This is a genomic window from Methylocystis parvus (assembly GCF_049675845.1).
Taxonomy (GTDB): domain Bacteria; phylum Pseudomonadota; class Alphaproteobacteria; order Rhizobiales; family Beijerinckiaceae; genus Methylocystis; species Methylocystis parvus_A.
This window is the reverse complement of record NZ_CP187161.1, coordinates 3,856,607-3,877,723: the sequence shown is the minus strand read 5'-3', so window position 1 is coordinate 3,877,723 and position 21,117 is coordinate 3,856,607. Positions and strand designations below refer to the sequence as shown.

Annotated in this window: 23 protein-coding genes and 1 pseudogene; 7 read left to right on the top strand and 17 right to left on the bottom strand. The window is 65.6% G+C overall.

The genetic code is table 11. The features are described from left to right. Nucleotides 1–50 precede the first annotated feature (50 nt). Nucleotides 51–1,580 (bottom strand): FAD-dependent oxidoreductase, encoded by a 1,530-nt coding sequence (locus ACPFMJ_RS20015; RefSeq protein WP_424361642.1) that lies wholly within the window; start codon nucleotides 1,578–1,580, stop codon nucleotides 51–53. Between the two features lie 361 nt (nucleotides 1,581–1,941). On the opposite strand from ACPFMJ_RS20015, the gene ACPFMJ_RS20010 reads away from it, so the two are divergent. Further along, on the top strand, nucleotides 1,942–3,414 hold the full coding sequence (locus ACPFMJ_RS20010) for an outer membrane beta-barrel protein (protein WP_424361641.1): 1,473 nt from the start codon (nucleotides 1,942–1,944) through the stop codon (nucleotides 3,412–3,414). 73 nt (nucleotides 3,415–3,487) lie between these two features. Here the strand turns inward: ACPFMJ_RS20010 and ACPFMJ_RS20005 are convergent, their stop codons facing one another. From ACPFMJ_RS20005 to ACPFMJ_RS19995, 3 genes are all read right to left on the bottom strand, one after another. Next, nucleotides 3,488–3,739 (bottom strand): hypothetical protein, encoded by a 252-nt coding sequence (locus ACPFMJ_RS20005; protein ID WP_424361640.1) that lies wholly within the window; start codon nucleotides 3,737–3,739, stop codon nucleotides 3,488–3,490. Between the two features lie 250 nt (nucleotides 3,740–3,989). Beyond that, the gene (locus tag ACPFMJ_RS20000; protein WP_424361639.1) at nucleotides 3,990–4,973 is read right to left on the bottom strand and encodes a hypothetical protein; all 984 of its coding nucleotides are present in this window, start codon (nucleotides 4,971–4,973) and stop codon (nucleotides 3,990–3,992) included. Between the two features lie 38 nt (nucleotides 4,974–5,011). Continuing rightward, nucleotides 5,012–5,692, bottom strand: a complete 681-nt coding sequence (locus tag ACPFMJ_RS19995; protein ID WP_424361638.1) for an aldolase/citrate lyase family protein — start codon at nucleotides 5,690–5,692, stop codon at nucleotides 5,012–5,014. A gap of 109 nt (nucleotides 5,693–5,801) precedes the next feature. Between ACPFMJ_RS19995 and ACPFMJ_RS19990 the strand changes: the two genes are divergently transcribed. Further along, nucleotides 5,802–7,052: a DUF2336 domain-containing protein gene (locus tag ACPFMJ_RS19990; protein WP_424361637.1), complete on the top strand. Its 1,251-nt coding sequence runs from the start codon at nucleotides 5,802–5,804 to the stop codon at nucleotides 7,050–7,052. Between the two features lie 127 nt (nucleotides 7,053–7,179). Here the strand turns inward: ACPFMJ_RS19990 and ACPFMJ_RS19985 are convergent, their stop codons facing one another. Then, nucleotides 7,180–7,971 carry an NAD kinase gene (locus ACPFMJ_RS19985; protein WP_424361636.1) on the bottom strand — a complete coding sequence of 264 codons (792 nt, stop codon included), beginning with the start codon at nucleotides 7,969–7,971 and terminating at the stop codon, nucleotides 7,180–7,182. 257 nt (nucleotides 7,972–8,228) lie between these two features. Here ACPFMJ_RS19985 and ACPFMJ_RS19980 point away from each other — a divergent pair, with 257 nt between their 5' ends. Continuing rightward, nucleotides 8,229–8,384 (top strand): hypothetical protein, encoded by a 156-nt coding sequence (locus ACPFMJ_RS19980; RefSeq protein ID WP_424361635.1) that lies wholly within the window; start codon nucleotides 8,229–8,231, stop codon nucleotides 8,382–8,384. Here ACPFMJ_RS19980 and ACPFMJ_RS19975 read toward each other — a convergent pair. From ACPFMJ_RS19975 to ispH, 7 genes and pseudogenes are all read right to left on the bottom strand, one after another. Then, nucleotides 8,378–9,298 carry an ROK family protein gene (locus ACPFMJ_RS19975; RefSeq protein WP_424361634.1) on the bottom strand — a complete coding sequence of 307 codons (921 nt, stop codon included), beginning with the start codon at nucleotides 9,296–9,298 and terminating at the stop codon, nucleotides 8,378–8,380. The genes ACPFMJ_RS19980 and ACPFMJ_RS19975 overlap by 7 nt on opposite strands. Next, nucleotides 9,295–10,071, bottom strand: a complete 777-nt coding sequence (locus ACPFMJ_RS19970) for a pentapeptide repeat-containing protein (RefSeq protein ID WP_424361633.1) — start codon at nucleotides 10,069–10,071, stop codon at nucleotides 9,295–9,297. The genes ACPFMJ_RS19975 and ACPFMJ_RS19970 overlap by 4 nt, the downstream gene beginning before the upstream one ends. Continuing rightward, the gene (locus ACPFMJ_RS19965; protein WP_424361632.1) at nucleotides 10,068–10,799 is read right to left on the bottom strand and encodes a hypothetical protein; all 732 of its coding nucleotides are present in this window, start codon (nucleotides 10,797–10,799) and stop codon (nucleotides 10,068–10,070) included. The genes ACPFMJ_RS19970 and ACPFMJ_RS19965 overlap by 4 nt, the downstream gene beginning before the upstream one ends. A gap of 23 nt (nucleotides 10,800–10,822) precedes the next feature. After that, nucleotides 10,823–12,235, bottom strand: coding sequence for an OmpA family protein (locus ACPFMJ_RS19960; RefSeq protein ID WP_424361631.1), 1,413 nt, complete (start codon nucleotides 12,233–12,235; stop codon nucleotides 10,823–10,825). After that, nucleotides 12,160–12,693 (bottom strand): ribonuclease HI, encoded by a 534-nt coding sequence (gene rnhA / locus ACPFMJ_RS19955; protein ID WP_424361630.1) that lies wholly within the window; start codon nucleotides 12,691–12,693, stop codon nucleotides 12,160–12,162. The genes ACPFMJ_RS19960 and rnhA overlap by 76 nt, the downstream gene beginning before the upstream one ends. After that, entirely contained in the window at nucleotides 12,605–13,636 is a 1,032-nt protein-coding gene (gene thrB, locus ACPFMJ_RS19950; protein WP_424361629.1) for a homoserine kinase, read from the bottom strand. Before thrB ends, rnhA begins: the two co-directional genes overlap by 89 nt. Before the next feature lie 27 nt (nucleotides 13,637–13,663). Continuing rightward, nucleotides 13,664–14,592 (bottom strand): annotated as a pseudogene (ispH, locus tag ACPFMJ_RS19945) (4-hydroxy-3-methylbut-2-enyl diphosphate reductase). A 100-nt stretch (nucleotides 14,593–14,692) separates the two neighbouring features. Here ispH and ACPFMJ_RS19940 point away from each other — a divergent pair. Continuing rightward, complete coding sequence (locus ACPFMJ_RS19940; RefSeq protein WP_424361628.1) at nucleotides 14,693–15,559, top strand: DUF937 domain-containing protein; 867 nt, start codon at nucleotides 14,693–14,695, stop codon at nucleotides 15,557–15,559. Nucleotides 15,560–15,607: 48 nt separating this feature from the next. Here ACPFMJ_RS19940 and ACPFMJ_RS19935 read toward each other — a convergent pair whose 3' ends face one another. After that, entirely contained in the window at nucleotides 15,608–15,772 is a 165-nt protein-coding gene (locus ACPFMJ_RS19935) for a Flp family type IVb pilin (RefSeq protein WP_424361627.1), read from the bottom strand. Nucleotides 15,773–16,057: 285 nt separating this feature from the next. Here ACPFMJ_RS19935 and ACPFMJ_RS19930 point away from each other — a divergent pair, with 285 nt between their 5' ends. Further along, nucleotides 16,058–17,446 (top strand): glutamate--cysteine ligase, encoded by a 1,389-nt coding sequence (locus tag ACPFMJ_RS19930; RefSeq protein ID WP_424361626.1) that lies wholly within the window; start codon nucleotides 16,058–16,060, stop codon nucleotides 17,444–17,446. 69 nt (nucleotides 17,447–17,515) lie between these two features. On the opposite strand, the gene ACPFMJ_RS19925 is transcribed toward ACPFMJ_RS19930, so the two are convergent. After that, nucleotides 17,516–17,815, bottom strand: a complete 300-nt coding sequence (locus ACPFMJ_RS19925; RefSeq protein WP_424361625.1) for a hypothetical protein — start codon at nucleotides 17,813–17,815, stop codon at nucleotides 17,516–17,518. A gap of 240 nt (nucleotides 17,816–18,055) precedes the next feature. Further along, on the bottom strand, nucleotides 18,056–18,808 hold the full coding sequence (locus ACPFMJ_RS19920; protein ID WP_424361624.1) for a 16S rRNA (uracil(1498)-N(3))-methyltransferase: 753 nt from the start codon (nucleotides 18,806–18,808) through the stop codon (nucleotides 18,056–18,058). Between the two features lie 158 nt (nucleotides 18,809–18,966). Here ACPFMJ_RS19920 and ACPFMJ_RS19915 point away from each other — a divergent pair, with 158 nt between their 5' ends. Both ACPFMJ_RS19915 and ubiA read left to right on the top strand, forming a co-directional pair. Further along, nucleotides 18,967–19,419: a hypothetical protein gene (locus ACPFMJ_RS19915; protein WP_424361623.1), complete on the top strand. Its 453-nt coding sequence runs from the start codon at nucleotides 18,967–18,969 to the stop codon at nucleotides 19,417–19,419. Next, nucleotides 19,416–20,366 carry a 4-hydroxybenzoate octaprenyltransferase gene (ubiA, locus tag ACPFMJ_RS19910; protein WP_424361622.1) on the top strand — a complete coding sequence of 317 codons (951 nt, stop codon included), beginning with the start codon at nucleotides 19,416–19,418 and terminating at the stop codon, nucleotides 20,364–20,366. Before ACPFMJ_RS19915 ends, ubiA begins: the two co-directional genes overlap by 4 nt. A gap of 58 nt (nucleotides 20,367–20,424) precedes the next feature. Here the strand turns inward: ubiA and ACPFMJ_RS19905 are convergent, their stop codons facing one another. Together ACPFMJ_RS19905 and ACPFMJ_RS19900 are read right to left on the bottom strand one after the other, a co-directional pair. Next, nucleotides 20,425–20,850, bottom strand: a complete 426-nt coding sequence (locus ACPFMJ_RS19905; RefSeq protein WP_424361621.1) for a hypothetical protein — start codon at nucleotides 20,848–20,850, stop codon at nucleotides 20,425–20,427. A gap of 16 nt (nucleotides 20,851–20,866) precedes the next feature. Beyond that, the gene (locus tag ACPFMJ_RS19900; protein WP_424361620.1) at nucleotides 20,867–21,076 is read right to left on the bottom strand and encodes a hypothetical protein; all 210 of its coding nucleotides are present in this window, start codon (nucleotides 21,074–21,076) and stop codon (nucleotides 20,867–20,869) included. Nucleotides 21,077–21,117: the final 41 nt, after the last annotated feature.

Here is a 21,117-nt window from a genome sequence, read left to right as displayed (position 1 = left end):
GGCGCTCAGGAAGGATTCACGGGCGCGGGACATTCCCGCGCCCTTTTCGTTCACGCCAGCGAAGCCATCGCCTTCTCGAAGGCCTCTTCGGCTTTCAGACTTTCAAGGTCCCGCCCCAGCGTCGCGACAGCAAGTTTCCGATCCCCTTTGTAGTAGGACACGGTGCAGTCGCCCGCGGCCGGATCGCCCGCAATCTCGTGGCGATCCCACCCCGGCGCATGGCCGACATAGGAAACGACCTGGTCGTAATGCTGGCTCCAGAAGAAGGGCGCCGCGTCGAAGCGCTCCTTTGCGCCGAGCATGTTGCGCGCGGCCGTCTGTCCCTGCCGCTCCGCCACGACCCAATGCTCGACACGAATATTTTCGCCGGTGATCTTGTCGGGCCAGCGGGCGATGTCTCCCGCCGCGTAGACGTCCGCCGCGCTCGTCATAAGATATTCGTCGACGAGCACGCCCTTGTCGGTCGCGAGTCCGGCGGCCTCGGCCAGCGCGAGATTGGGCCGCACGCCGACGCCGATCACGACGAAATCCGCCGCGAGGGCGCCGCCTTTCTCGAGCGACAGGCCCCCCTCCCCGATCTGCGTCGCCGTATCCTCGAGATGGAAAACGACGCCGTGATTCTCATGGAGCCTTCTCACATGCGCGCCGAGCTCCGGCCCCAGAATACGGGCCATGGGGACGGCCTCCGGCGCGACGACGTGAACCTCCAGCCCCCGCCCGCGCAGCGACGCCGCCACTTCGAGCCCGATGAAGCTCGCGCCGATGACGGCGACACGCTTCGCCCCCGCGCTGGCGGCGATAATGCGGTCGGCGTCGGCGATGCTGCGCAGGTAATGAACCTTCGGCCCGTCCGCGCCGGGTATGGGCAGGCGAACCGGTTCCGCCCCAGTCGCGAGCAGCAGCGCGTCGTATGAGACCGCCTCTCCGCCGTCGAGCGTCAGCCGCTTGGCTGCGACATCGAGAGAGTCGACCTTGCGGCCCAGGCGCAGGAGTACGCCATTCTCTCGATACCAGGCGGGGTCGCGCAAAGGCAGCCATTCGGGCTGGGCCGTTCCGGCGAGATAATCCTTGGAGAGGTTCGGGCGGTCGTAGGGCTGCGCCGGATCGGCGCCGATCATCTCGATGACGCCGTCATAGCCATCGGCGCGAAGCGCATGAGCCGCCGCAAAAGCAGCAGCGCCGGCGCCGACAATGGTGACTGACCGAGGCGCCCGCGCCGGCGCGGGCCGCGGCTCGGATTCCCTGATCCTTTCGCGGGCGAAAATTTGCCCGCCGATTCGCTCGACACGCCATCTCGGCAGCGCGTCGAAAGCCGGGGCGCGCAGAGCCTCGCCGGAGCGCAGGCTGAAACAGGCGTGATGCCAGGGGCAACGAACCGTCTCTCCAACGACAAGGCCCTCATCCAGCGGCCCGTGGTAATGCGTGCAGAAAGCGCCGACGACGAAGACGTCCTCCCCCACGCGGACCATGATCGCGGCCTTGCCGCCCACCTGCCCCCGCAACGGCGCGCCCGGCGAGAGAGCGTCGAGCGAGATTCCCTGGGCGAAGTCCGGCCCTGTTTCCTGTTCGTTTCCCGACATACTGGCTACCCCTCCTTATTGGACGTCCGCGAAACACGACCGTCACTGAGAAGGTGGGCCCCGAAATCGGGCTGGCAAGCGCCTGGAGGCATTAGACGGCGTGGCGAATCAACACTCGGGCGCCTCAAGCTCGGCCCCGCCGCAGCCGGTGCTTTCCGCGCTGGATGGTTAACAATTCGGAAAAAACCTCCAGATCAGACCTCCGCAAATTGTGACATTAGCGCCACATACGCTGACACAAATATTCAGAACGGCCAATTTTGCCTATTGAATAGGCATTTGCGTTGCACTTGAGCTTGAATGCACGCGGTCCTGAGATTGTTATCGCTACAGGTTTCGTCTCCTAACCGGAGTTCCTGGCATGAAGTGGTACTACCTCCCCGTCGTAACTGCTGCGTCTCTCGCGGCCAACATGGCAATGGCGGCCGACATCGCCGCCAAGAAGGCGCCGGCGGCCCCGCCGCCGCCGCCGGCTTGGCTGGATACGGTCACCGTCGATGGTTACGTCGAGGGCGGCGTCGCCGTGAACTTCAATCAGCCCTTCAACAAGCTGAACTGGGGTCACCTCTATACCGACCGCGCCAACTGGCCGACCTTCAACGGCGCGGTGCTGACGGTGCAGCGTCCGCTGGACTCGAAGTCGACCACCTATGACTTCGGCTTCAAGGCGCAGCTCCAGATCGGCGAGGACATGCGGTATAATCATTATACCGGCACCCTCGAATATGCGATCGCGGACCGCACGCAGATCGGCTTCCTGGAAGCGAACCTTCAGGCGCACCTTCCCTGGACGAGCTTCATCTCGCAGGGCGGCATCGACGTGAAGGTCGGTCAGTTCCCGACGTACAATGGCGCTGAAGTCATGTACGCGAAGGACAACCTCTTCTACAGCCACTCCTACATCTTCAACTTCGGGCCCTTCATTCACACGGGCGCGATGTTCACGACCCACGTGCGCGACTGGCTGGATATCTATACGGGCGTCACCACCGGCGTGAACACCGGCTTCCCCGGCTGGCCGGGCGACAACAACAACTCACCCTCCTTCCACGGCGGCTTCGGCCTCAACCTGCTCGACGGGAACCTGACCATCATGGGCATTGTCCACCATGGTCCGGAAAACCCCGTCCAGCGCGGCAATCCGTTCGTGCCGTTCGCGCCGTTCCCGGGCGCTCTGGCGCTCACCTGGCCGAACACGCCGCTGGCGTGCGTCTGCGATCCGAACTCCGCGAACCGCACCTTCGCCAACCTCACCACGACGTGGAAGGTGACGGATAATCTGACGCTCATCACGGACATGGCCTATAATCGCGAGAGCGGCTCGAACCCGATTTCGCAGACCGGCCTGTCGGCGACGACGATCGGCCTCCTCGACGGAACCTTCGGCACCAACCTCGCCGGCGTGCCGCTCAAGCCGCAGGGCGCAGACTCGTACGCGATCGCGCAATACGCGTCCTACAAGGTCAACGACATCTTCAAGATCAATGGCCGCGTCGAATATTACCGCGACAACAAGAACTTCTTCGTGGCGGCCTTCCCGGGCTACTATGACGCGGTCAACGCCTTCCACGGCTTCCCCTGCTACTCCTGCATCTTCCGTCCGGGCGGCCAGGGCACGAGCTATCTGGGCCTGACCGCCGGCGTGACCATCACGCCGGAGCTGCCGAAGATGCCGATCATCACCGGCCTGATCATCCGTCCGGAATTCCGCTGGGATACGGCCGTCAATGGCACGACCCCCTTCTTCCGCGGCGTCAATGGCGGCGGCAACGGCCAGAGCAGGTCGCAGGGCATGTTCAACATGGACGTGATCATCCCCTTCTCGCTGCTCTGAGCGATCGGGATCTGAAAAAGCAGAAGCCGGCGACCTTGGTCGCCGGCTTCTTTTTTGGCGATCGCTCGCCAGTTCAGCAACGGCCGCTCCAGTGGCGGATGCCCTTGGTGGCCTCCATCGGGCTGTTGGTCGTGAAGCAATTGCGGTTCTCGACCGCCGGAGCGGGAGCCGCGGGCTCGGGAGCGTTCGAATAGGCGTAGAAATCGTCGGCGCGATGAACGGCGGGCCTGACGCCGTGGTCCCGCGCCTGAGCGGCGCCGAACGAAGCGAAGGTGAGGGAGACGGCGAGGGCGGCAAACGCGGCGCGGCAAACGATCGAGGTCATGAGCGAGGTCCCTTGGCGAATATGATTATTGAGCAGCCAAAGGGCCGCTGTTTTGTGCAGCGAAAGCCTGCTTCGCAATCACAATGCTCATTTTATAGACAGATTCGGTCCAGTCAAAAAGAGCCACCGGGAGCCACGAACGGCAGCCACGCTAGAACCAACCAGCTTCGCCACGGGGAGCCAGAAATAGTCCAGAAATAATTTGGCAATAATTCCAGGCTGTCCCAGCCAAGGAAAAACAACGATTTAATTACTGCGGCCGCTCCTCGGGCGGCGCGTCTTCCTTCATCACGATCTCTACGTCGGCGTCCTTTGTGGACTGGACGCGGAACGTGTTCTGATACGTCTTCCCCTCGTGGCGGGCGATGGCGACATATTCGCCCTCCGCCAAAACGAGCGAGGGGAAGGCGCCGATCAATTCGCGAATGACGTCGCCGCCCGGCGTCAGAACCGAGAAACTCGTATTGGCGAGCGCCTCGCCGCCCGGGGCTTTCACGAGCTTCAACGTCATGGTCGCCGCGTGATGCTTCAGCGTCGCCTCGATCAGCTTGCCTGCCGGGACTTTCAGGTCGGCGGTGACGACCGAGTTGGTCGCGTTGTTTCCGCCCTGCGCGCCCTGCGTGGTGTCGAGCAGCGTCGAGACGATGTGATAGGCGCCCTCCGGCAGGCAGATGATCTCGTCGCCCTTGGCGCCGGCCAGCACCAGTTTCGCCTCCGCATTGCCGCGCTCGGGAACGTAGATCGAGATCGACAGGCGCTGCGGCGGAATCTTGCTCTCGCCCAGCATGTCGATGAGCTTGAGGCCTCCGGCGTTGAGCGGCAGGCGCTCCGAGACGCTGTGCCCCTCGACCAGAACGCGGCGCGTCGCCCCTGCGAGCCCATAGGCCGCATGCACGATATAGGCGCCGTCGGGCAGCGGCAGGGTCGGAGTGGGCTCGTCCGATTGCGCCACCAGCTTGTGCGAACCATCCGGTTGCGCCGCTTCTTCGAAGACGCGCCAGACAAGGCCCGAGCGAACCGGCTGCGAATCATTGACGGCGAGCGTCGCGCTGAGCCGCAGGGTCGACATGCCCTCCGTATTGGCGGGGGCTGCGGGCGTCGGCCCGGGCTGCGCAGGCCCGGTCTGCGGCGGCGCCGGATGCCCCCGGCGCGCATGGGCCTGATCCGCCGCCCCGGGGATCAATAAGGCGGCGACGAGAAGAGAGCCCGCCTTGCGGAAATTGGTCTTGGTCATCGTCACGTTCTATGGCGCCGATCATGGCCATTTGTCGATCACGCTCCGGCAAAGGCGCGTTCTATGGCGCCGAGCTGATCGACCGAGCGGGCGATGAAGCCGGCGAACCCCTCCCGCCGAGCCGCCGCGCAGGCGGCGTCCAGCGCCGCGCCCTCGAGATCGGGCGCAAGATCGATGGCGGCGACGCCCGCCGCGGCGGCGCCGAGACGGAGAAGCGCGCGGGCGGTTCCCCGCGCTACGTCGCCGCTCGGCGGCGATGTCTCGTCCATTGCGAGTCCGACAAGGCGCCCCGACGCTCCCCGATACCCTCCAAGCGCGAAAATGGCGGACGGCGTCTGCGCCGCGAGCGCGACGATCTTTACAGAGCCGGCAGGAAGCCCTGCGGCCGCCTCGCGGACGGAGAGCTTTGCCGCGAGCTGCTGAACATGCGCGCGTCCGTCGCAGGCTTCCAGAAACACGCCGTCAATCCCACGGGCGACGACCGCCGCGAGGTCTGCGTCGATCAGCTCGCCCGGCGCCGGCGCGACTTGCACAAAAATGCGGGGAGCATTTTCGCGTTCGCGCGTCCCTTCAATGAATTCGCGCGCGAAAGCCCGAGCCGCCTCTCTCTCGGCCGCGTCGTCTCCCCCGAGGCGCAACAAAAGCGTCGAGGCTCCGCTCGTCAGCGCTTGCGTCGCCATGCCGGGCGCGTCGGCGGCTAGGATCAGGATAGAGCGCATCTCGGGAACGTCTCTTGAGCGCAGTCGCGCGGCCTTAAGGCGGAATTTACCATAAATCGCCATAATCCTTTCAGGTAAGCCGGTGCGTTAACGGAGGTCGAGTCGTCCCATGATCGTGCGTCATTTCCTGTCCTGGGCGCAGACGGCCAACGCGGCGCAACGCGCGGAAGGCGCCGGCGCGCTTGCGCGCGCTTATCTCTATTCCGATCTCGAGGCGCATGAGCGGCGCGAAACCGAAATTGCGCTGATGTCGCTTCTCGACGATCCGTCGCCGCTCGTGCGACGCGCCCTCGCCGACAACTTCGCCAGCGCCGCCGACGCGCCGCACGCTCTCGTCTCCGCCCTTGCGAGCGACCAGTCCGACGTCGCGGCGCCTGTCCTGTCCCGTTCGCCGCTGCTCACCGAGGCCGAACTGATCGATTGCGCCGCCATTGGCGACGCCTTCGCGCAAAGCGCCATCGCGCTGCGGGCGCGCGTTCCCGCCGGGGTCTGCGCCGCGCTCGCGGAGGTAGGCGTGCGCGAGGCGGCGATCTCTCTCGCCGTCAATCCGGGCGCGGACCTTCCCGAATTTTCCATGCGCCGCATGATCGAGCGCTTCGGCGACGACGGCGAAATGCGCGAAGCCCTGCTCTCGCGCCCCTGGCTGCCCGCCACGGTGAAGAACGATCTCGTCAACGCCACAGCGGCCGCTCTTTCCGCCTTCGTCATCGATTGCGGCTGGCTGACGAACGAGCGCGCGGAGCGCCTCTCGCGCGAAGAGCGCGACAAGGCGAATGTCATCATCGTGGCGGAAACCGCCGCGCATGATGGCCGCCACGGCCTGCGCGAGCTCGTCGCGCATCTGCGCGCGTCCGGCCAGCTCACGGCGAGCCTCGCGCTGCGCGCGCTGCTCTCCGCCAATCTCGATCTCTTCGAGGCGGCGCTGGTCGAGCTTTCGGGACTGCGGGAAGACAAGGTCGCCGGCCTGCTGCGCGACTTCCGCGGCGCCGGCTTCGCGGCTCTCTACAATCGCGCGGGACTGCCTGAAAAATTCCTGCCGGCCTTCCGCGCCGCGCTCGAGGCGCAGCGTGAATATGGCGGCGTGCAGGGCGGCGAAGCGCGCCTCTCGCTCGTCATGATCGAACGCGTGCTGACGGCCTGCGAGGAGATCAATGGGGGCGAACTCGACAAGCTGATGGCCTTGCTGCGGCGCTTCGAGATGGAAGCCGCGCTGGAGGAGGCCCGCGCCGAGGCCGCGCGCATGGCGGCGGAAGCGCAAACGCCGGCCGTCGCGGCCCCGGCGACAAGCGTCGTCATCGACACCGCCCCCATCATCGACATGGCGGCGTTCGAAGCGGAACTGATGCAGTACGCGGCGTAGCGACACGCAGGATCGTCCGCCGACGTCATTGCGAGCGCAGCGAAGCCATCCAGGAGCGTCATTACGCCTCTGGATGGGGTCGTCGCGACGCTCCTCGCAGGGACGGCAAGCGGCGGGGGTGGGGCCGCTAATACCCGAACTGCTCCCGCAAAATCCGCTCTTCCAGCGAATGTCCCGGATCGTGAAGCAGCACGAGATCGGCGGCGTGGTCCATCTCGATGTCCACGAAAGCGAGGTCGCGGAATTCATCGTGGTCGGCCACGACGGAGACGGGACGCTTGGCGGCTTCGAGAACCTCGATCCGCACCTTCGCCGCGTCGGGCAGCAAGGCGCCACGCCAGCGGCGGGGGCGGAAGGCCGAGATCGGGGTGAGCGCCATCAGCGGCGAATCCAGCGGCAGGATCGGGCCGTTGGCGGAGAGGTTATAGGCGGTCGAGCCCGCCGGGGTGGAAACCAGCACGCCGTCCGTGATCAGCTCGGGCAACCGCTCATGGCCGTTGATGAGGATGCGGAGCTTCGCGACCTGCGAAGTCTGGCGGAGCAGCGAGACTTCGTTGATCGCATGGGCCGAAAACTCGTCGCCATGGACATTTGTGGCGTTCATGAGCAGCGGATGGATGATCGACGCCTTAGACTCGGCGATGCGCTTGCGCAGCCCCGTCTCGCGATACTGGTTCATCAGAAAGCCGATGGAGCCGCGATTCATGCCGTAAATCGGCTTGCGGGAATCCATGTAATTGTGGAGCGTGCGCAGCATCAGCCCGTCGCCGCCCAGCGCGACGATGCAGTCCGCCTCCTCGGGAGGAGCGTCGCCATATTTCTCGACGAGACGTAGCCGCGCTTCCTCCGCCTCCGGCGTGCCGGAGGAGATGAACGCCAGCTTCTTCAATGCGTAAGACGAATCGCCGGCGGCGCCCATCTGAGGAAGATCCTGTTCTCGCGAAAAGCGCGCTCTCTCGTCGATCCGAACACGTTTTCAGCGGCGGGGCGAACCCACCCCTCCCGTCGCAAACGCGCCGCCCTTTCGCATACACCGCCTCGGCGGCCCGGGAAACGCCGGCAGACATTTTTCGGTTCATCCACGCAATTTTAAGCAAATCCAAAAAACACTCGAAAACCTGATCCCCTATGAGTCCAATTGATCATCCCAGGAGGGGGTTCACCGCCTGATCCGGCATGGCTAAACTAGGTTTCATCGCGAGCTTTCTGGCCGCCTTCATGACCATGGACGGCCATTTTTTCCACGGCGAGACGACGCGCACGGTTTGGGAAGGCCTGAACCTGACGGCGCATGCGGCGCAGACGCAGATCATGCGTCTCATGCGTCACTGATCCTCGTCGCGCCATAGCCAGGCGGCGCCGCGGACGCCGCCCGAATCCCCATGCACATTGCGCAGGATTTTTGTGTCCAGCGCATCCGTGAAGGCGTGCTTGGCCACGCGCGCCGTCAGCCCCTCATAGATCCGCAATATGTTCGACACGCCGCCGCCGAGCGCGATGACGTCGGGGTCGAGAATGTCGACGATCATGGCGAGCGCGCGGGCGAGTCGATCCTGATAGGCGTCGAGCGTTGCGAGCGCGGCGCCCTCGCCTTCCTCGGCGCGCGCGACGATTTCCTGCCCCTTCACTTCCTTGCCGGTGCGCCGCTGATATTCTCGCGCGAGCCCACCGCCGCACAGGAAGGTCTCGATGCAGCCGTCATGGCCGCAGAAGCAGCGCAGGCCCGGAAATTCGTCCCGCGTCATCCAGGGCAGCGGCGTATGGCCCCACTCGCCGCCGACGTGGTTTCGGCCGGACAAGACCTTGCCGTCCACCACGACGCCGCCGCCGACCCCCGTTCCGAGGATGACGCCGAACACGACGCGCGCGCCCTGCCCCGCGCCGTCGACCGCCTCGGACAGGGCGAAGCAATTGGCGTCGTTCTCGACGCGAACGTGCCGGTCGAGCAGCCTCGCAAGGTCGGCGTCGAGCGGCTTGCCGTTCACGACCTGCGTATTGGAGCCCTTGATGAATCCGGTATGCGTGGAGAGCGATCCCGGCGAACCGACGCCGACCGTGCCGCGACGCCCTGTCCCGGCTTCCAGCTCATCCACGAGCCCGCCGATCGCGCGCAGGATCGCTTCGTAATCATGCGTCGGGGTTGGGACGCGACGGCGCGCGAGAACGGCGCCGCCGCGATCGAGCGCGACGGCCTCGATCTTGGTGCCGCCAAGATCGATCCCGATGCGGATAGAGTCCCGGCTCATTGGCGTCGGGCGCGGTCGAGGTGCTGCGCGCTTTCGAGCGCCTGTTCGGCGGAAGCATCGATCTGCGCCGAATCAAGATCGAGGTCCTTCGTCATCGCCTTGGTGAAGACGGCGCCAACAAAGTCAGCGCCCGACGCATCCGCGTTCATCAGATTGGCCCTGGAAAAATCGGCGCCGGACGCGCGAGCGAAGCGCAGGTCGGCGCTCATGAGATTGGCGCTGCGAAACTGCGCGCCTTCGAGCACGGCGGACCGCAGCACGGCGCGCATCAATCCCATCGATTGGTTCTTCATGTCCGCCGAGAGATTGGCGTCGTTGAATTTCGCGCCGCGCAGCGAGGCGCCGGAAAGATCGCCAGCGACGCGCGCGCCCGTGAAATCGGCCCCGTCGGCGCGCATTTTCTGCATCTGCGCGGCGAAGGCGTGAACGCCCTTGAGCGAGGCGCCGGTGAGATCGGCCTGCAGTAGCCAGGCCTGATCGAGAATGACGCCGTCGAGAACGGCGCCCGACAGCCGCGTCTTGTTGAGCCGGGCCGCGCGGAAGTTCGCGCCCGAGAAATCGAGGCCGGAAAGGTCAAGCCCGTTGAGGCTCTTGCCGGAAAAATCGCGCTTGCCGGCCTTGAGCGCGCCCTCCACATCGGCGCGGCTCATCTCCGATTGCGAATAGGACGGTTGCGAGAGATCGACGCCCTGCAGCATGTCCTGGGCGCGAAGCGCGGCGGGCAACACCAGCAGCGCGCCGAGCGCAACGCGCGCGAGAAGACGCTTTTTCATTTCCCTTCCCCTCCGGCGCCGGCCAAAGCTCGCGCCTGTTGTATCCATTTGTCGCGCTCGACGCGGCCCGGCGCGCCGATGGCGGCGCCGATCCATCTGGCGTTCTCGAGATCCCACTCCGCGATCTGATCGTAATGGAAGACGCCCAGAGCGTTGAGCTTTTCGAGGCTTTTCGGCCCGACGCCCTTGATGCGCGAGAGATCGTCGGGCGCTCCATTGCGCGGCGCGCCGAGCGTCTCTGGCTTGGCGCCGCGCGGCGTCTTTGCGCGGGCAGGCGCTGGCGCCGCGTTGGGCGGCCGGCGCGTTTCTGCGACTGTGCGAGTCTCGGGCGCTGCAATCGGCCGCTCCGCTTCCGCGACAGGCTGTGGCGGAATAATGACGGGTTCGGGTTCGATCACAGGCGCGGGCGCTACAATGATGGGGGCCGGCGTTGGCCGGTTTTCGCCCTCCCCGCCAAGCGATTTGATGAAGCCGCCAAGCGGAAGCCCCGCGGCATAAGCGAGCGTGGCCAAGTAACCGATGTCGAAGAGCGCCGCGTCCCTGCCCTGCAGAATCTCGACGTAGGAGATAGCGGCGCCGACTGAGAGCGCGAGGACCCCGAGCGCAATGATCCAGCCGCCGCCGAACGTCGCGTCCCGCGCCCGCGTGAAGGTGAGAAAGCCGATGAGCGCGCCGAGCGCCAGCGCGCCAACAAACCATGGCCCGCCGAGCGTGAGCAGATGGATCATCTTTGCGTCTCCTTCGCTCGCCGTCACTTTACGTTGAATTCGATGCGCCAGTTGCGCGCGCGGTTGTCGTCGCTGTCATTGGGCGCGATGGGACGTTCGCCGCCATAGCCGATCGGCCAGACATGAAAGGAATCGGCGCCCGCCTGCAGAAATCGGTCGACGACGAGCCGAGCGCGGCGCTTGCTGCGATCACGATTGAGTTCGGCGAGGCCCTTGTCGTCCGTATGCCCCGCCACTTCGATGGGCACGGTTTTGCAGCGCAGGGCCGCGATGGTCAGCGCGTCGAGCAGCGCCGCCGACTCCTCCGATATCGCCTCGTCGCCGTCGAAGCGGATCGGGGTCTTCGACAATTCGGCGAAAGCCGCGCGGCAGCCCGCCGCATCGAGCGGAACGCCGAGCGTTCGCGCGACGAGGCGCGTTTCGCCCTTGAAGCCTTTCGGCAGGCCGTTTTCGAAGCTCTTCGCAATCTCTTCACGCGCGCCGTCGTGACGCGCGGCGCCTGAGAGCGACATGTCGCCGCCGCTGATCAGGAGATTGCCGCTGTCCATGCGCGCGAGGGCCGCGAGCCCCGCGCCGGCGGCTTCCATGAATTTGTCGGGCGCGCCTTTGGCGACCGATAGCTGATCCTCAACGATGGAGTCGAAGAAGCGCCGGCGCGCATTGTCGAGGATGCGGTTGCGCGTCGCCTCGTCCGGGACGTAGCCGGCGAGGACCGTCTTGTAACCTTCGCGGAGCGCCTGAAACACGTAAGGAGAGACCGGCCCCGGCGCGATCTCGACTTTTGCAAGCTCGAAGCCCTGCGGCAGGCGCGACTTGAGCTCGGTCGAAAGCGACTCGGCGCGCACATTCTCGCGCCCTTGCCCTTCGATGGCGAGCCTGCCGTCGGCGAGAGACACCTTGCCGCTCGCGAGTCGGCGCAAGGCGTCGAGCGTGACGTCCAACGCGGCGGCGTAGTCGCCTTGGGGCGGCGCGGCGTCGATCTTCGTGCCGTCGCTGACTGCAAGGCCCGCGCCGGCTGCGGCCGCGAGCGCCACGGCGCGCTTTTGCAGCGCGTCGCTCGGCAGTTTGCCGTCCAGCGCGACAAAGCTCTCGCCGAGCGTTGCAGTGAAAACATAAGGCTCGCGCGGCGGCGGCGACGGAGCGGCTGCGGTGGGCGCCGACGCTGCGGACGGAGCGGAAGGACCGGCGTCGCCCACGGCGACGATCTTACGCGCGCCGGCCTCGGCCCGTAACGCTGCGATTTCCTTTTGCGAAAGCGCGCCGGAAATCGTCACATCCCGCCCTGCAACGGCAATCCGCGCAGGATCGATGGAAAGCCGCGCGGCGAGATCCGCCTTCAACGAGGCTTCGATCTGAGCCGTCAGCGATTGTCCCGCGAAATAGACGAGCGCAGCCAGGACCGGCAATCCGATCCACCATTTCCTGGGCTGGTGCATGAACGTCCCGCCCCTTTCAATTTAGAATCAATAAAGGCGCGCGCACGCGCCAGAGCGTCCGCGCGCTCGTTCATCTCGTCGCCCGAATGGCCGCGCACCCAATGCCAGGCGACGTCATGGCGCTCCTCAGCTGTTTCCAACCTTTGCCAAAGCTCGACATTCTTGACCGGCTTGCGGTCGGCCGTCTTCCAGCCCCGCGTCTTCCAGCCTTTGATCCATGAGGTGACGCCGCCGCGCACATATTGCGAGTCTGTGTAAAGATCGATGGCGCAGGGCCGCGTCAGCGCCTCGAGCGCCATGATCGCGGCCATCAGCTCCATGCGATTATTCGTGGTCGCCGCCTCGCCGCCCGAGAGTTCCTTCTCCACTTCACCGAAACGCAGAATGGCGCCCCAGCCGCCGGGGCCGGGATTTCCCGAACAGGCCCCATCGGTCCAGATCGACACGCGCTTCGTCACGGCCTGCGCCGGCGGTCTGGTGAAAACGCAGCTTGGCGAGATATTCGCGCGGGTCCTTCGGCTTCACCAGCGCGCCCTCGGGCACGTTCAGCCAGTCGACATAGCGCGTGAGCAGAAAACGGATCGCCGCGCCGCGCGCGAGCGTCGGAAAGGCGTCGAGTTCAGCGGCCGTCAGCGGACGCACGCGCCGATAGGCTGCACGCAGCGCGCGGCCTTTCTCCAGCTGGAAGCGATGCGCGTCGTCGAAGCACCAGGCGTTGAGGCAGATGGCGAGATCGTAGGCGTAGGCGTCGTTGCAGGCGAAATAGAAATCGATCACCCCCGACATTCTGTCGCCGAGGAAGAAGGCGTTGTCGGGGAAGAGATCGGCATGGATCACGCCGCTCGGCAAATCGCGCGGCCAGTTCTCTTCCAGATAGTCGAGTTCGGCCTCGACCGTCTCGCGCAGCCCGGCCTCGACCTCGTCGGCGCGCGCGGCCGAGGGCGCAAAGAGCGCGCGCCACGCGCCGACGGACAGCGCATTGGCGCGCTGCATATCGAAATCCGCACTGGCGAGATGCAGGCGCGCCAGCGTCTCGCCGAGCGCCGAGCAATGCGCGACCTCGGGATGATGGACAGAATAGCCGTCGAGAAAGGTGACGATGACCGCAGGCCGGCCCGCGAGCCGTCCCAGCGCGACGCCGGCGCGATTGCGCACCGGCTGCGGACAGGTGACGCCGCGCCGCGCCAGATGCTCCATCAGGCCGAGAAAGAACGGCAGGTCGGTCGCAGCCACGCGCTTCTCGTAGAGCGTGAGGATGTAACTTCCGGCGCTTGTATGCAGGTAGTAGTTGGAATTCTCGACCCCCTCCGCAATGCCCTTGCAGGAGAGGAGGTCGCCGATTTGGTATGTCGCGAGGAAAGCGATCAGCTCCGCATCGTCGACCTGAGTGTAAACGGCCATGGGCGTTTTTCCGGCGACAACGCCCTTTTAGGCGATGGCCCGCAGCTCGCGCGGCAGCGGGAAGGAAACGTTCTCGTCCGCAGTCGAGACGGTCTCGACGGTGATCTCGAAAGCGCTCGGCGAAGGCGTCCATGATCTCCTCGACGAGCACTTCCGGGCGCGGAGGCGCCGGCGGTGATGCCGAGCGACCCGAGATTGCCGAAAAGCTTTCCAGTCGATCTCGCTTTTGCCCTGCACGAGCCGCGCCGGCGCGCCGGCGCGCTCCGCGACCTCGCGCAGGCGCTGCGAGTTCGAGGAATTGGGCGAGCCGACGACGATCACCGCGTCGACATGCGGCGCGACGCCTTCACCGCCGCCTGGCGATTGGTCGTCGCGTAGCAGATGTCTTCCTTGTGCGGCCCGACGATGGCCGGGAAACGCTTGGTGAGCGCGTTGACGATCTCCTGCGAGTCGTCGAGCGAAAGCGTGGTCTGCGTCACATAAGCGAGATTGCTCTCGTCCGGCAGGTTCAGCGTCTTGATGTCCTCGATGGACTCGACCAGAACGACGGCGCCCTCGGGCAACTGGCCCATCGTGCCGACGACTTCGGGATGGCCGGAATGGCCGACGAGCAGCACGCGGCGACCGCGCTTCCAATGGATTTCCGCCTCGCGATGCACCTTGGTGACGAGCGGACAGGTCGCGTCGATGGCGAGCAGATTGCGCTCCTGCGCCTCTGCGGAAACGGATTTCGCGACGCCATGGGCGGAAAAGATCACCGGCGCGTCGGTCGTCGGAATTTCTTCCAGCTCCTCGACGAAGATCGCGCCCTTCGCCTTCAACGCTTCGACGACATAACGGTTGTGGACGATCTCGTGGCGCACGTAGACCGGCGCGCCGTAGACCGCCAGCGCCCGCTCGACCGCGTCTATGGCGCGCACGATCCGCCATTTGTGGCGTCGATTGGCAGGAAGCAATGTCGCGGCGGCCGGACTCTGTCAAGCCGGCAGACGCGGGCGCGGCCGCCTGCGGGACGTTCAGGCGCGGGGCTACCGATTCGCGGAGCCTTGCGCTAGCATGAGCGGCATGTCCGATCTCGAGTCCATTCTGTCTTCAGCGCAGGGGGGCCAGCTCGTGGCCAATCTCGCCCAGCGTTTCGGCCTCACCGACGAGCAGATCGACGCCGCGATCAAGGCGCTTGCGCCGGCGCTGGCCATCGGCCTGAACCGCGCCGCCGAGGAGCCGCAGGTCTTCGAGAAGACCGTCGGCGCGCTGGCGACGACGACCCGTTACTCCTTCTTCGACGAAGCCGACGCCGCCCATAGCCAGGATTCGGTCGAGCTCGGCCGCGACCTTCTCACCGAGCTTTTCGGCTCGCCGGCCGCGACGGGGCAGGTCCTGCAGGCTGCGGCGCGCGAATCGGGCGTCCGCCCCGATATTCTCAGCCAGCTTCTCCCGATTCTCGCCTCCGTTCTCCTCAGCGGGCTCACCAAGTCGATCAATGAGAAGGGTCTCGGCGGCATTCTCGGGCAGCTCGCGAATTCCGGCGCGCTCGGGCCGATCCTCGAGCAGATTCTCGGCGGCGGTCAGGCCGCTCCGCAACCGGCCCCCGGGCCGGCGCCTCGCGGCGGCGCGGCCGGCGGCGGCCTCGGCGGTCTGCTCGGCGGCATTCTCGGCTCGCTCCTCGGCGGCCGTCGCGCCCCGCCCGGCGGCGGCATGGCGCCGCGCGGTCCCGATCGCGGCAGCCCGCTCGACGTGGACGCCGGCCAGAGCGGCTCCGGCCCGGCCGGCCTGCCCGCCGGTCTGGATCAGGCCGCCATTCAGGACGCGATCGAGCAGATCAAGAAGACGTTGCAGGTGGGCCAGAACGCCGGGGGCCGCCCGGCTGGGCAGACGCCGACGGATCTGGAGAGCATACTCGGTCAGATTCTCGGCAAGCGTTGACGCCGCCTGATTAGCTGCGCCGCGAAAGCCTGATCGCTTTCGCGGCGGTCAGAAGTTTCCGATCAGCTTGCCGAAATACATTGTGGAAAGCGTCGTGCCGGTCGCCTTGGCTCCCGCGACGATCATGACCGATATCATAATCGCCATCAGCGCGTATTCGACCGCGGTCGCCCCGCGCGTGTCGGCCATGAATTTACGAACTGAGCAGCGCATTGAGCCTCCATCTCCCAAGAATAAAAGAGAAAGTTATGCAAAGCTTTAAGAGCGACGTTCCCGTTTTTCGCAGTTCCGCCGGGACCGCCTTTACGGGACGTAGAGCGTAAGCGTCGTTGCGCCTTTTGGCGCGCTCTTGCGTCCGGGCGGCTTTTCCGGCAATCCATCGTCGCCGTTTGCAAGGGAGCGGCGCCGGCGCCGCGAAGAACGCCCGGCGCACGCCGCGCTCCCGCCCAGCGCCCGCCTCGGTCATTTCGACCCTATCTTATGGAAAAATCGGATTAGATGGCTCGCGACGTAACAGATACGACTCCGATCGCGTCTCGGGACGCGCTCGTCGAATGGCTCGCAGCCGGATGCAAGACTGCGGGCGCGCCGCTGCGCATCGGCACGGAACACGAAAAGATCCCCTTCTATTCGGACACGCTCACCCCGGTTCCCTATTCCTGCGTCGACGGGCGTTGCGGCGTCGGCCGCCTGCTGGAAGGCGTGCAGGAAGCGACCGGCTGGGAGCCGATCATGGACCGCGACGCGCTGATCGGCCTCGCGCAAACGGACGGCGGCGGCGCCATTTCGATCGAGCCCGGCGGGCAGTTCGAGCTCTCCGGCGCGCCGCTCATCGACATCCACGCCACGGCCGCCGAGCTCGGGGCGCATCTGTCGGCCCTCGCTGGCGTCGCCCATTCGCTCGGCGTCCAGTTTCTCGATCTCGGCTCCAGCCCGAAATGGTCGCGCGCCCAGACGCCGGTGATGCCCAAGCAGCGCTACACGATCATGGCGGCCTATATGCCCAAGGTCGGCGCGCTCGGTCTCGACATGATGTTCCGCACCGCCACCATCCAGGCGAATCTCGACTTCACGAGCGAAGCCGACATGGTCCAGAAGGTACGGGTCGGCCTCGCTTTGCAGCCGCTCGTTACGGCGCTGTTCGCCAATTCGCCCTTCCTCGACGGCAAGCCGACCGGGCGCCTGTCGCAGCGCTCCTACATCTGGCTCGACACGGACGCCGATCGCACGGGCATGTTGCCCTTCGCCTTCGAGGACGGCTTCGGCTTCGAGCGTTACGTGGATTATGCGCTCGACGTGCCCATGTATTTCGTCAAGCGCGGCGACGTCTATCACGACGTCGCTGGCGCGAGCTTCAAGGACCTGCTGGACGGGCGCCTGCCGCAACTTCCCGGCGAGCGCGCGGTGATGTCGGACTGGGCGAACCACCTCTCGACAATCTTCCCTGAAGTGCGACTCAAGACCTATCTCGAAATGCGCGGCGCCGATGGCGGTCCGCGTTCGCACATGACCGCCCTGCCCGCGCTCTTCGCCGGGTTGTTTTACGATTCGGCCGCGCTGGATCAGGCGCGCCAGCTCACAAAGGGATGGGACTCGGCGACGCGGCAGAAGCTGCGCGAGGACGTTCCGGCGCTCGCGCTGAATGCTTCGATCGAGGGTCGCAGCCTGCGGGAGATCGCGCGCGACGTGCTCGACCTCGCCAGCGCGGGGTTGAAGCGCCGCGCCTATCGCAATGCGCAGGGCGAGGACGAGACGATCTATCTCGCGCCTTTGGAGAAGATCGTGAGCGAGGGCCGCACGCTGGCCGAGCGGCGGCTCGATCTCTATCACGGCGCCTGGGGCGGTTCGGTGGACGGCGCCTTCCGCGACTGCGTCATCCCGCTTTAGCGCCGAGGCCCGCAAACAAAAATCCCGCCGAATTCGGCGGGATTTTTTTGTCTCGTGTTCTTGTCGCGCTCAGCGCGGGAAGAGGTCGTTCAGCCCGAAGGGCGCCATCGGTTGCAGATGGGAGGTGCGCTGCACGCCGTCCGTCAGCGAGGCGTATCCCATCGGCGCAGCCGGGGCGCGCGCAATATTGTCGACGCGCACATGGCCGCCGATCTTCACACAACCATTCGACCCCGCGACGGCCACATAGTCCGAGCCGTAACGCGCGCAGTGGTTCGGCGTCTCGGCATTGGCGGCGGACATGGAGAGAGACGCCGCGAACGCGACGGCTCCCGTCAGGGCGAGGGGGCGGAAATCGGCAAACATCATGTGGCGGTCAGCCTCTGTTCCAATTGCGACGCCGCGTGGGGGCGCCGAATCTCGAACCCAATTCTTTTGCAGAAAAAGCGTCAGGCGACACGTCGTCCGACTCGTCTCTGCGATTTGGGCACTAGACCCAAACATCGTGGCAGGATCGTGTCCCCTCGTCGGGACTGCATCCGGTGTTGTGGAATAGTCACACATACAAATTTATTTTCGGTAAACGAGCAAGGGTTGGTTAAGTAGCCCTTACAAAGAGTTACCGCCCCAGTCTCCGATCGCCGCCTGCAGGATGGCGAGCGCCGCCACGGCCGCCGTATCTGCGCGCAGCACGCGCGGCCCCAGGGAAATCCTCGCCACATTTGCAATCCGTGCGATGGATGCGCGTTCGGCGTCGTCGAAGCCGCCCTCAGGTCCAATAAGAAGACTTACGCCTGCGCCCTTGCGGCCCGCGAGCGCCTCGAACGGGTTGGCGATGGGCGCGTCCTCGTCGCAAAAGACGAGGAGACGCTCGGCGGGAAAGGCGGCGAGAAAATCGGGCAATTCAACCGCCTCGGGCGCTTCCGGCACAGACAAAACGCCGCACTGCTCCGCCGCTTCGACAGCGTTGGCCCTCAGCCGCGCCGAATTGACGCGGCGCACCTGCGTGCGGCGGGTGATGACTGGAACGAGGCGCCCCGCCCCCATCTCGGTCGCCTTCTGCGCCATGTAATCGAGCCGCGCCTGTTTCAGCGGCGCGAAGCAATAGTCGAGATCGGCGGCAGGCGTTTGCGCGCGCAACTGTTTCTCGACGCGCAATTTTGCCGAACGCTTGGTGGTCTCAGCGATATGGGCGAGAAACTCGCCGTCGCGACCGTTGAAGAGGAGAATCGCGTCGCCCTCGCGCAGCCGCAGGACGTTCAGGAGATAATTGAGCGCCTCGGGCGGGGGGACGAAGGCGAGCCCCGGCGCGAGCGCGTCCTCGACAAAGAGCCGCTGTGCGGAAAAATCATAATGTGACAAGATGTAGCCTTAGTCTGACGGGTCGGACCTCGGGTCCGCCTCATTTTGGCCGTATCGAACCGTCGCTCTGCCGGCGAGCGGACAGGTTGGCCAAAACTTGCGCGAGCGGCAAGCCTGCTGTTAACAGATGAGCAACGTTTGAAAGCGGGTCGTAGCGAATGATGATCAGCGCCGTCTCCTTCTCGCGCGCCATCGCGCGCCTGTCGTTCCTGGCGATCGTCGCCGGCGCAGGCGCGGCGCATGCGCAGTCCTGTCAGGAGGACTTCCAGAAGCTGACGCAGCGCCGCATGGCGCAAATCCAGGTTCTCAACAGCCTCGGCAAGGCGGGCAAGGGCAAGATGGACCCGAACGCCGCCTGCCCGGCCGCCAAGAAGCTGGTCAGCATAGAGGGCGAGATGCTCGCCTACATGACCAAGAACAAGGAATGGTGCGCCATTCCCGACAACGTCATCGACGGCTTCAAGCAGGCGGGCGGCAAGACCCGGACCTTCGCCAGTCAGGCTTGCACCGTCGCCGCCAAGATGAAGCAGATGCAGCAGCAGCAGCGCGAGCAGGCGGCGAATGGCGGCGGCATGGGCGCCCCGCCGAAGCTCCCCTCCGGACCGCTGTGAGCCTCACCCAGGAACGCGGCGAGGACGCCGCCCTCCCGGATGCGCAAAGAGACCACCCGCTCTGGCGCCACGCGCCGGAGGGGTTGCGCCCTTATGTCCAGCTCGCCCGTCTCGACCGTCCTGTCGGCTGGTGGCTGCTTCTGCTACCCTGCTGGGAGTCGAGCGCCCTCGCTTCGGCGGCGCAGCATCAGGCGCCGAATCTCTGGCATCTGACGCTCTTCTTCATCGGCGCCGTCGTGATGCGCGGCGCGGGCTCGACCTATAACGACTATGTCGATCGCGAAATCGACGCGAAGGTCGAGCGCACGCGCAATCGACCGCTGGCGAGTGGCAGGGTCAGTCCCCGCGCCGCGTGGTGGTTCATCGTCGCGCAATGCCTCGTCGGCCTCTTCGTGCTGCTCTCCTTCAACGGCTACACGATCGCGCTCGGATTCCTGTCGCCGCTGATCGTGCTGGTCTATCCCTTCGCCAAGCGCTTCACCTCCTGGCCGCAGGCGATCCTCGGCTTCGCCTTCGCCTATGGCGCGATGCTCGGCTGGACGGCGATCGCCGGCTCGCTCGCCGCGCCTGCTTTGCTGCTTTATGCAAGCTGCATCCTCTGGACGATCGGCTTCGACACGATCTATGCGCTGCAGGATGTGCGCGACGACGCCATCGCCGGCGTGCGCTCCACGGCGCGTCTCTTCGGCGCGCAGGTGAAGCGCGCGGTCGGCGGTCTCTATGCGGGCTCAGTGCTCTGCGCGGCGCTCGCGGCATATGGGATTGGCGGCGGATTGTTCTCCTGGCTCGGCGTCGCCGCCTATGCGGCGCATCTCGCCTGGCAGGTCTCGCTCACGCGCGAGGACGCGACGCCCGGGACGGCGCTGATGCTGTTTCGCTCGAATCGCGATGCGGGGCTGCTGCTGTTCGGCGGGTTCTTCTTGCAGAGTCTGACAAGTCTGTTTTGAACCCGGGCGCCGCAGCGCTCCTCTCCCGCTAGAGGCGGGTGGGCGTTCACGCGGCTCTTTAAAAACGCCGCCCCGGCGGCGCGGGATGGCACGCCAATACGGCGATCTCGTCGCCATTGTTATATTTCAACTCGCCGCGGCCGACATCGAGCGTGTTGCGCATATGCTGCTCGGCGCATTTTCTGGCGCCGTCGTCCATGCAGATGCGGTCCGTGCCGAAAGTGATGAGACTCTTGTCGACGCTCATCACATAAACGACCTTCTCCTTGCCGCCGTTTTTGTCCGGCCCGGAGATGTATGAGTCGCCCTGCTTGTATTCCTCGGCGACGCCTTCGCTCCACATGATCTGCAGAAATTGCCGGTCGGTGTCGACATCGACCGTCGCCGTCTGATTGGCGCGCGCGCAGTCGAGATGGATTTCGGTCGCGAGCGCCGGCGGCGCGAGGAGGGCGGGGAGGACGATCAGGGAAAGCGCTTTCCTCATTTCGTCCTCCGCCCGCTCACTTACCTTCGAGAGCGCGCTTCTGATCCAGACAGGAGTCGAGCTGGCTCTTGTTCATCTCCCAATAGGAGGCGTTGCACAAAGCCTGATAGCGGCTGCTGTTGAAAAAGGACCAGAGATTGTAGCTCATCAGCACCAGCGCCAGTACGGCGACGACCTTCAGGATATTATTGAAGCGCGTAATCGGGTCGGAGTCCGGCTCGGACATGACTGCCTCCACTTTCGTCAATGTTAGGCATTGAAGTCGTT